This is a genomic window from Vibrio sp. B1FLJ16 (assembly GCF_905175385.1).
Lineage (GTDB): Bacteria > Pseudomonadota > Gammaproteobacteria > Enterobacterales > Vibrionaceae > Vibrio.
On the sequence record NZ_HG992750.1, the window covers coordinates 783859 to 794239 of the forward strand.

The following is a 10381-nucleotide window of genomic DNA, read 5'->3' on the forward strand; positions in this document are numbered from 1 at the left end:
CACATACTAGCTATGAAGAAGTTGCCGCCAAATTATCTTTTATCAAATCGCTCATTACTGGATGGGAATTTTGTTAAGACGTTCGCAATGTGTTTAATTTGAGGTTAGTGCTTTGTTTTTATTGATAAAAATACTCACCTGGTCGCAACATACATGCAATGAGTAGGTTCTAATGAGCCCTCACGATTTGTATTTTTTAAACTCTATATTTGAGGTGTTATAGGTGAAAGGCAGAAAACAATTGCTACTCATGACAAGTATTTCGGTTTTGACAGCATGTGGCGGAGGTGGTGGAGGGAAAGAAGAGTCATCTGTTCCTGCTGCCGGCAGTGTTGTAGAGATAGCAGCAACGACCCCAGGTAGTGCTTCATCTTCCGGGTATAATACAAGAGATCTCGCTTACAATATTAACATCATCTTTGACAATAATAATTGGAGTGTAACAGGAGTATCCACGATAAGTGCATCTCACCTGACGGGTACTAACAGCGGTTTGGATGTTAGCGACACCGATAAAGTTTCATCCTATATAGATGGGGAAGAGTTGGTACTAAATGAAAACTGGGACAGTGTTAATGGAAGTTACTACACATTTCCATTGTCCAGAGATGCCAATATTTACGAGTTCAAGTTTACCCGAGGTGATGTAATTGTGGTGGAAGGCAGTATTGATTCTCTGCCGGAATACATTCACGCAGTGGGTACGGCAAGTGGTAACGATGTCCAAATTGAAATCACCGAGAATTCAGAACACAAGTACACTTACAACGCTGAGTCGCTCGAATGTAAGTCTGCCGGTGATTATGGTTACTACACCATCGAGAACAATTTCTATCTCGGAGATGATGCTGTATTGCTTACTGATGATTACCGAAAGTCTATCGTTGATGCTTTTGGTGTTGAAATTGGGGATCTACAAGCCAGTTATGAAAGCTGCAACGTTTCAGTATTTTTAGTTGCCGAGTCTCAGCGAATCAATATAACGAAGAGCCACAGAAATATCGGTATTCATCCAATTAGCATTCATTTGGTTGAAGTGCCACTTTTCTAAACTAAAACGCCACACAATGAAAACAGCGCCAAAATTTGAATTTTGGCGCTGTTTTCATTTGATATCACGCCAGCTTTGGTTGAGACAGGTAGCCTTTTGCATAATCCTTATGTAAGTCGGAAACTGTTTTACTCTCAGATATGGTTTAAATAGCTTCACGTCAATGGAATGTAGCTCAAGAGAACAACGCTTCTAGAACAATCACAATCTCAATTCTGCTACGGAAAGTCTCTTTTTACATTATGCTATGCGCTTAATGCTACTATTGTTAAAGATGTAAATAATCAGGTGTTATGTTGTGAACCAGGAGCAGTTATCTAAACTCATCGACAACATTTATGATGCTGCTCTTAACTCTGAGTCTTGGGCAACGGTATCCCTTGAAATTCAAAAATATATTGGAGGTCACACTGTCAACTTCGCCATTGAAGATACGAGTGCTCATCACTTTAGGTATCTTTTTTCTAACGGAGTCACTGCCAGTGATGTCGACTACTACCAAGCTAATGTTATTCAGAGGGATGAATTAACCGATATCTTTGAGAATAACCCTTTAGGTCAGGCGCTACTTACTCAAAATATATGGACTCTTGAGCAGTTGGAACGGGTTTGGGCATACAACGAATATTACAAAGGAATTGGGCAAACGTACTTTAATGCAGGCAAGTTTTATCAGGCTGATAATATAAGGGCTTTTATTGCGGTAGCACGCTCCCGATTTGACTCGAAGTTTAATGCTTCTGAGCAGCAAAAGTTACAGTTGATTTTACCTCATTTGGCGAGAGCATTATTTATCAGTAAAACTCTTTTGAGTCAGGATACTACAATAGAGGCTTTAGGAGACACCTTTGAGCGTCTGTCAGCGGCAGTAATCATGCTTGATATCCGAGGGAAAGTGATTTTTTCTAATAAGAAAGCGATTCCTTTCTTGGTTAAAATGAAAAATGCTTGTAGTCATTACAATATCCAATTACCAAATGATGCTGCTAACTTACAGCTTTCAACACAGATCAATAAAATGTTGAATGGTTCTGTCTATCAGGAAGGGACGTGTTTGCCTTTTTTGTTCAATGGTGTACGCCATATCGCATATTGCTTCCCGTGGTGCTCAAGCTTTAATCATCAGGAATGGTTTGGAGATGCCTCCCGTTGCATTGTCTTTATCGTATCTTCATCTTCATTTACTGTGGCAGGTCGTTACTTGATGGCGCTGTTTAAGCTCTCTAATGCAGAGGTCAATATTGCCGAAGGGTTAATTCGGGGTCAATCAACCAGAGAGCTATCACAAAACTTATTTGTTTCAGAAGCAACAGTCCGTTTTCATGTTAAAAACATACTGAGAAAAACAGAGACAAATAGCCAAGTTGCCGCAGTCAGTACCATGCTGAGGAACTTAGTGGTTTCCTTACCATAAAATATATTCATTCTTTATCTGTACTTTAATTTTTTTTGGTTGGTATTCATACATTAAAACAAGAGCATGAGATGACTCTTTAGTTGTGTTCATTAGTACTCTAAATAGGCATGTTTTGTTATATTTTTTATATAAATAAAACTATCAAATTTGATAGTTGCTTGAATCATAATCTTATCTATTTTTACTTATATTGTGGGGTGCACATAAATGTTCTCTCTGGAAGAAATTACTTCAGCAGAGAGTTGATGTGTATTCATTATTAATACAATAAGTTATCATCATCGACAAGAAAGTAAAACGTCAAGGCTAGAGAAGCCGTTAAAACAAACTACGGCATACATTATTAATCAGATGATAATAACTTGTTAGGTGCCTGCTAGATATCATGAAAATACCAACACGTAATCATTGTATTGTTGGCTTTGAATAAATTAGTAGGATTAATAAGGTAGTTATCATGGCATACGTTACTCCAAATACTGCAGTTGAACCTCGTGAAATAAGAAAAGCGACACTTTCTCAAAATGATGCACAAGCCTTGGGTCCACTTCAGCATCTACCTGGTACCTGGGCAAATATTCGTCCGGAACACCGTTTAATCAAATCTGATGGCGAAGCAGATCCATTTCAATCTGAAGGCACTTTGACGGGCACGGGAGCTAGTGATTTTGACGGGCGTGGTTGGAACTTAATCGCTTTACCGTTTGCTAACCAAGTTGGCGCGCCATATCGTATTTTAATGAATCAATATAATGAGGTACTCAAGTTTGATCGCATTGACGATAACGTACCGAATAGAGGCTTTATCAATGGCCAGCAGGCAGACCAAAAAGTTGCAGCATTAGACTATGTTCAGCAAATTGCGCAAATAGCATCTGATGATAACCCGAAAAGTCAGGTGGCTGGAGATGCGCTCGCGGCCATACATCATGAGCCCGGATTTTTCCTTCATATGAAGGAGCAAACGATTGATGGTTTTAATGTAGCCCGCCTAGCGACCATCCCACATGGTAATGCAGCAACCGCCATCGGTAAGGCTGGAGATCCTATAGAAGGTCAACCGATAATTCCGGAGCTGAGTTCTTTTCCTGAAGGTGCTATTCCAGTACCTCCTGGTATAGACCCTGCACAATTCATCGCACAAGCAGTTGAAGAACAAAGTGACCCAAGTAACTATCTTTTCCCATATCATTTCTTTAAACACAATCCGTTTAAAGGTGTATTGAACAACAATCCAAACTTTCCCGGTTTTAACACGGTGAATTCCAACGCGTTATTGAACTTTTTGCCTAACGATATCGTGCGTACTACGGTATTACCGCTTAACACTGATGTGCGACAAGCGGGTATCCGCAACATTCCTTTCATAGAGCAAGAGGCAGATGCTTCGCTCATGCGCTCTACATTCTGGATAATGGAGCGCGAAGGCCTGGATAGTATGGGTAACCCAAAACTGTTGTTAGCATATTCACAATTTATCTTCCTCGATTTCTTTGCACGTAGAGACGGTGTAGAAGGGAAAATTCGTTGGCCTCACATCTCTATCAATGTAATGGAAAAAATCTTAGGACCGAACGGTGAAGAACTATAAATACAGTCATGGGTTCGCTGGTTTATATAGAGATACGATTTAAATAAAATTCGAAATCAAATTATTTTTATAATTAATATTGCGATTATAGGATCAAAATGACGTTCTAGTTAAAGCTTAAATAATCAGGCCAAAATTGTGTTTGTTTATTCCTTTAGTCCCTATCTAGGAGACGAGAATGCTAATAATTACAAATAGAAATATTAATAAATCAAACTTCAAAAATGGAGTCGGTGATCACAATGCATTTGGTGATGGAGTAAATAGTAAGGGGCCAAATGAAGTCAGGCTGGCGGAAGCTGAAAAAGTGGGTGGTAAATGGCAAGTGAAAATCGTCAAAGAGCCTGCGAAAATTACCGTTAACAACATACCGTCAAAGAAAATGTTTGACAAAATGAGAGATGATTTAACGTCGAATAGAAAGAACTGTGTTTTCTTTGTACATGGTTTCAACCAGAGTTTTGAAAAAAATTTGGAAAAAGCGTCAGATTTAGCCCGTATACATGAGGTTGAAGTTGTTGTGTTTTCATGGCCATCAAATCCGGGTGGAATTACAACTAAGGAGTACCGTACCGCTAAACGAAACGCACAAGCATCAGTAGGAGCTCTGGATGCAACCTTAGAGAAATTAGGAGAGTACTTGAAAGAGCCATTTAATAAGGAAGCGCTTGAAAAGTGCGATATAAAACTCTCATTTATGACATATAGCTTGGGCAATTTCTTATTTCAAAACTATGTAATAAATTCGGTTTACGAGTCTGAAACAAGGATATTTGACAATGTTATTTTATGTCAGGCAGACGTAGACAATAAAGGTCATGCTCATTGGGTTGAAAAAATTGAAGCTGGCAAGCGAGTCTATATCACCATCAATGAGAATGACTGGGTATTGAAGTGGTCAGACGCAAACTTCCAAAAAGATAGATTGGGTAGAACTGCAAGGGATCTGAACGCGCAAAACGCTTCGTATTTCGACTTTACAGATGGTCCTAAAGTGGGAAACACCCATGGTCTTTTCTATGAAAAAACAAATGACATTGTTAAGTCGTTCTTTACTGCAGCCTTAAATGGAGAAAGGGCAGAGCGAACTGAAGGGTTGATATTTGATCCTATTTTAAATGCGTATCGGTTTGAGTAGTGACGACTTACTGAACCTAGCTCCTTGAGATTATTTGGTATAACCGTTTGTACCAAGCGTTGTGTGCTAATACAGGGTTAGACATTTAGGAAGTTTCTTCAAAACGTTGGGTGTCAGAAATTCAACGAGGTTTATATGGATGCAAGACAGAGGATATTTCTGGGTTCGATTGGTGGAATAACGCCGTACTTGGTTACATTGTTGTCGATTGATTTTAAATCAGCCGTAGGTAGTTATGAGACTTTAGACTGGATAGGTTTAGCTGTTCGATGTCTTGTATTGATGTTTTTGGGTTCGCTAGTTGCGTTTCTGCACAAATCGGAAAAAGAACAGTTCAAAGTATTCCAGTTAGGGTTGGCTGCACCTGCACTATTAGCGACATTTATTAATGGCAACCTTGGTAATCATCAAACTTTACCTTCGCCTATAGAGGACGATAGAACAGCATATATCTCTCTGTTTTCTCGTGCAAATGCTGCTGAGTATATAAATACAAGTATGCTAAGAGAACCAAACATTAGTGCATCCTCCCGATTTCTCCGTGGTGTTTTTGGTACAAAATTAAATACTTCCGGAGATGAGAGGTATTTTGTAATCGTTGGCTTTCACAATAGTAAGGAGAAAGCCTTGGAACAAGTCGATTTATTAGCGACTAAAAGGTACAAAGCTGTTGTTTATAATCCTGATACCAACTCGAATTTTTATGCTGTTGTGATTGCTTCTTATGTTACGCGTGAAGAGGCTTACGCTGTTAAGAAACAGGCTATTCAAAATGGTTTGTCCCCAAACGATATCTATATTAAGTGATCCCGATGGCAGATATATTAAAGTGGTTAAAGTTAGTTAGATCAGCTAGTAAGATCATTCTGTAACTCATCCAACTGGAAAATATCTTAATCTCCACCACAATTAAAACAATCAATAACGTCGGGTTGTGTTCCTATGAAACGACGCCACTTTTTAGCATTATGGTCATTGCTGCTTACACCTTTAGTTAAAGCATCAAGTGTAATGAAGCCAACGCCTTCACAAACAGAAGGTCCCTTTTATCCAGTTGTGGATATTCCTCTGCGTGAGAATTTGATTTTGGAGCGGGAAGGATTGGTTGGCCAACCAATTATGTTACTCGGTAGGGTCGTTGATACAGCGGGTAACCCTCTTTCTGGCGTTAAGGTCGAGATCTGGCAGTGTGATGGGCAGGGTATCTACGACCATCCAAATCAACCGGGTACCGATAGCTTTGATCCTAAATTTTCCGGTTTTGGGGCTGCGCTTTCCGATGATGACGGGCGTTATCTTTTTCAAACTTTGTATCCTGTTTCCTATGGCTCTCGTCCTCCTCACATACATGTAAAACTCTGGCGTGGTGATCGAGAGTTGTTAACCACACAGCTCTATTTGAAAGGTCAAACCGGCAACGAGTGGTGGGGTGGAAAAGCTCGTGATTATCTTCAGTTTGATCCAGTTAAAATAGACGGGCGTTTAACAGGCGAGTTTACCTTCGTTATAGCTTAAGTCTCTATGCCTGAATCTTTTATGGATTTGTTTAAAAAGTACTTTTCCAGCTCAACTAAAAACAGTACTGAAGAAGCAACGACGATAATTTTTAACCACACATCAAACTCAATGCCTGTTGTGCCGAACAATAACTGCATAAAGGGCAGGTAAGTGAAGCCTGCCTGAAACACTATGAGCACCGCGATTGCGATTAACACATAGGTATTCCCAAACAATCCTTGGCGGTTGAATACCGAATCAAGGATGTATCGGGTATTGAACAGATAAAATATCTCGAACATCACCAGAGTGTTTACCGCGATAGTGCGTGCTCGGGCTATATCTCCATTTAGTCCCATTTCCCAAACAAACATGCCTAACGTACCAAGCATCAATATGAGTGACACAAAGACGATACGCCAGACAAGATGAGAGGTAAGCAGAGGTGTATTCGGGTTGCGTGGTTTTCGTTGCATCAGGTTAGGTTCTTTAGGCTCAAACGCTAAAGCCAATGCGAGCGTGACAGCGGTGATCATATTAACCCATAGGATCTGAATCGGTGTAAGCGGCAGGTCTTTAAAGCCCCAAACCACGGCGGCCAGAATAACTAAAGCTTCGCCTCCGTTAGTTGGCAGGATAAACAGAATCGCTTTTTTGAGGTTGTCGTAGACGGCTCTGCCTTCTTCAATCGCTGCGGTTATAGAGGCAAAATTATCATCGGTGAGTACCATCTCTGCGGCTTCCTTGGCGGAGTCTGTGCCGGTAATTCCCATTGCAGTGCCGATGTCAGAACGTTTGAGTGCAGGCGCATCGTTAACCCCATCGCCAGTCATCGCGACAATCTGTTGATGCTTTTGCAGCGTGTTGACCAGACGCATTTTGTGTTCAGGGCTAACGCGTGCATAAACATCAACTTCTCTGGCGACATCAAAAAGCTCTTCGTCCGTCAGTGCATCGATTTGTTGTCCTGTGAGTGCCTTGTGTGAGTTGATAAGCCCAATCTGATTCGCAATCGTTTGTGCTGTAAGCGCATGATCACCGGTCATCATTTTTACTCTTATACCGGCATTTTTACACACATCTATCGCATCTATCGCTTCTCGCCTTGGTGGGTCAATCAGCCCAAACAGCCCGAGCATGATGAGGTTGTCTTTAACGTCATCAAAAGTAAGCTCAAGTTGAGTGTACTCAGTCGGCCGATAAGCGATAGCTAAAACCCGCATCCCTTGTTTAGCCAAGGTTTCAATTTGTGTGTGCCAGTATGCGCGGTCAATATCAGTGGCGCTGTTGTCCGTGCTGTGGTCGAAATGTTGTCGGTTACATATGTCGAGAACCTGTTCTGGCGCACCCTTAATGAATATGAATGCTTCGCCTTGATGGTTGTGGTGCAGTGTCGCCATAAAACGGTGTTCTGACTCAAACGGAATAAGGTCAGTTCGGGGAGAGCTTTTCGTTTCAGTCTCGGTATCAATACCTACTTTCATGCCGGCTATGAGTAGTGCGCCCTCCATTGGGTCACCTTGTATCTGCCACTTTTCATCCTGCAGACTGATGGTGGCATCATTGCACAAAACCGCAGCACGGATTGCCTGAATGAAGAATGGGTGCTGCTCAGGATAAATCGATTTCTGATTAACGGACACTTCACCATGAGGATCGAATCCCGTGCCACCGATCTCAAACTCAGTATTCGATGTAATGATGGTTTTCACCGTCATTTCGTTTCGGGTCAGTGTGCCGGTTTTATCAGTGCAGATAACTGAAACTGCGCCCAATGTTTCTACTGCGGGAAGGCGACGAATGATGGCATTGCGTTTTGCCATTCTTTCCACCCCAATCGCAAGCGTGATGGTCATGATCGCAGGTAAGCCTTCCGGAATTGCTGCGACGGCCAGGCTCACAGCGGCAAGGAACATATCTGTGATCGGATAGCCTTGAATCAGTAAACCGTAGGCAAAAGTCGCGAGTGCGACTATCAATATGCCCGCGGTTAACCAGCGACTGAACTGCGCAATTTGTTTGAGAAGTGGCGTGGTGGCGGGTTTTACATGTGAGACTAGCGAGCTGATTTTCCCGAGTTCTGTATTTACGCCAGTTGCCACGACAACGCCTGAGCCTTGTCCATGAGTTATCATGGTACCCGAGTAGACCATGCAATAGCGGTCGGCTAATACACTGTCTGAACTGACAGGTTGCGTTGTTTTTTCTATCGTCATTGATTCGCCGGTCAATACTGCTTCTGCGACTTGCAAGCCTTTGCTGCGGAACAAGCGAAGGTCAGCAGGGACACGATCGCCGGATTGCAAGATAACCACATCACCAATCGCCAGCTGTTCTGCGTCGATACTGATTTGATGTCCATTGCGCAGTACCAAGGCAGTTGGGGCGAGCATGGCTTGAATTGCATTGAGTGCGTTTTCGGCTTTGCCCTCCTGAAGAAAACCAATGATGGCGTTAATGAGCACCACGCCTGCGATCACAGCCGCATCCAGCCAATGGTTGAGAGCAGCGGTTACGACCATTACGACCAACAACACATGAATCAACACATTGTTGAACTGGCCAAGTAAGCGCTGAAATACCGATCGTCCTTGAGCAGCGGGGAGTTTATTAGCACCGAATTGATAGAGGCGTTGTTGGGCTTCCTGAGGGGCGAGTCCGTCCGGTTGGCTGGAGAGTTTGGAAAACGTCTCTTCAATGGATTTGTTGTGCCAAAGGTCACTGGTTTCATCCATATCAGAGTCTCCTGGCTATCTGTCACCAAATAGTGGCATATGGGGGTATGCTCATCATTTGATAATTATAGGATATCGACTAGCTTATGATTATGAAACGGGAAAGCGGGAGGCACTCGTGGCTGACATCTATGGTTTTGATTCATTCTCGCCTAAGCAAATCGCAGAGAAAGTGGATTCTATTGGTGTGACAAAAGCAAGGCTGCCTCTGCTCTCTATGGTCATGTTGGGGATTTTAGCCGGGGCTTTTATTGGCCTTGGCGGGTTGTATTTCACCATCGTTAAATCGGATGCTGCGTTAAGTTTTGCTACTCAGCAAGTTCTCGGTGGGCTGACGTTCTCGCTAGGATTAATTTTGGTGATCATCGCCGGCGCTGAGTTATTTACCGGCAACAACTTATTGGCGATGGCATGGGCAGATAACAAAATCACTACGGCTGAACTGCTAAAAAACTGGGTGGTCGTCTGTTTAGCAAACTTTGTTGGTGCAGTTGGAGTCGCTGCACTGGTGTTTCTGTCAGGCCACCCACAAATGAATCAAGGCGCGATTGCAATGACGTACGCAAAGATAGCAGCAGCAAAATGCGATATGCCTTTTTGGACGGCGTTTTTCCGTGGCGTGCTGTGTAATGTATTAGTATGCATGGCAGTGTGGATGGCACTCGCAGGTCGAACCGTTATAGATAAAGCAGTGGCGATAATTTTTCCTATCTCTGCATTCGTCGCGGCAGGCTTTGAACACAGCATTGCCAATATGTACTTTATTTCTTTAGCTATGATGCTGCAAAGCTCAGGCACCGTAGAAGTAGCTAGCTCTGTTGGAGTGATGGGCTTTATTAGCAACTTACTACCAGTGATTTTGGGCAATCTGGTGGGAGGAAGTGTATTCGTTGGTTTGGTTTATCACATTATCTACCAGCGTGGTCATTCAGAAAACGATCAATAGCTTATT

General features: G+C 42.4%; 8 protein-coding genes. 7 read left to right on the forward strand and 1 reads right to left on the reverse strand.

Features of this window, described 5'->3' with window-relative positions; all coding sequences use genetic code 11:
• Positions 1–223: 223 nt before the first annotated feature.
• The 6 genes from KHN79_RS17575 to KHN79_RS17600 all read left to right on the forward strand — a co-directional run bounded on the left by KHN79_RS17575 (position 224) and on the right by KHN79_RS17600 (position 6712).
• Positions 224–1051, forward strand: coding sequence for a hypothetical protein (locus KHN79_RS17575; RefSeq protein ID WP_182009980.1), 828 nt, complete (start codon positions 224–226; stop codon positions 1049–1051).
• A gap of 298 nt (positions 1052–1349) precedes the next feature.
• Positions 1350–2465 carry a helix-turn-helix transcriptional regulator gene (locus KHN79_RS17580; RefSeq protein ID WP_182009979.1) on the forward strand — a complete coding sequence of 372 codons (1116 nt, stop codon included), beginning with the start codon at positions 1350–1352 and terminating at the stop codon, positions 2463–2465.
• A gap of 460 nt (positions 2466–2925) precedes the next feature.
• Entirely contained in the window at positions 2926–4059 is a 1134-nt protein-coding gene (locus KHN79_RS17585; protein WP_182009978.1) for a heme-binding protein, read from the forward strand.
• Between the two features lie 178 nt (positions 4060–4237).
• Positions 4238–5197, forward strand: a complete 960-nt coding sequence (locus KHN79_RS17590) for an alpha/beta hydrolase (protein WP_182009977.1) — start codon at positions 4238–4240, stop codon at positions 5195–5197.
• 135 nt (positions 5198–5332) lie between these two features.
• Positions 5333–6004 carry an SPOR domain-containing protein gene (locus KHN79_RS17595; protein WP_182009976.1) on the forward strand — a complete coding sequence of 224 codons (672 nt, stop codon included), beginning with the start codon at positions 5333–5335 and terminating at the stop codon, positions 6002–6004.
• A gap of 135 nt (positions 6005–6139) precedes the next feature.
• A complete protein-coding gene (locus tag KHN79_RS17600) occupies positions 6140–6712 on the forward strand; it encodes a protocatechuate 3,4-dioxygenase (protein ID WP_182009975.1) in 573 nt (190 codons plus the stop codon).
• Here the strand turns inward: KHN79_RS17600 and KHN79_RS17605 are convergent.
• Complete coding sequence (locus KHN79_RS17605) at positions 6709–9429, reverse strand: cation-transporting P-type ATPase (protein ID WP_182009974.1); 2721 nt, start codon at positions 9427–9429, stop codon at positions 6709–6711. The genes KHN79_RS17600 and KHN79_RS17605 overlap by 4 nt on opposite strands.
• A gap of 118 nt (positions 9430–9547) precedes the next feature.
• Here KHN79_RS17605 and KHN79_RS17610 point away from each other — a divergent pair, with 118 nt between their 5' ends.
• Positions 9548–10375, forward strand: a complete 828-nt coding sequence (locus KHN79_RS17610; RefSeq protein ID WP_182009973.1) for a formate/nitrite transporter family protein — start codon at positions 9548–9550, stop codon at positions 10373–10375.
• The last annotated feature ends 6 nt before the right edge of the window (positions 10376–10381 follow it).

What these genes read in the sequence shown, in the direction of transcription:
- KHN79_RS17605 (WP_182009974.1), bottom strand. Translation starts at nt 9,429, where the DNA reads ATGGATGAAACCAGTGACCTTTGGCACAACAAATCCATTGAAGAGACG.
- KHN79_RS17590 (WP_182009977.1), top strand. Translation starts at nt 4,238, where the DNA reads ATGCTAATAATTACAAATAGAAATATTAATAAATCAAACTTCAAAAAT.
- KHN79_RS17585 (WP_182009978.1), top strand. Translation starts at nt 2,926, where the DNA reads ATGGCATACGTTACTCCAAATACTGCAGTTGAACCTCGTGAAATAAGA.
- KHN79_RS17600 (WP_182009975.1), top strand. Translation starts at nt 6,140, where the DNA reads ATGAAACGACGCCACTTTTTAGCATTATGGTCATTGCTGCTTACACCT.
- KHN79_RS17595 (WP_182009976.1), top strand. Translation starts at nt 5,333, where the DNA reads ATGGATGCAAGACAGAGGATATTTCTGGGTTCGATTGGTGGAATAACG.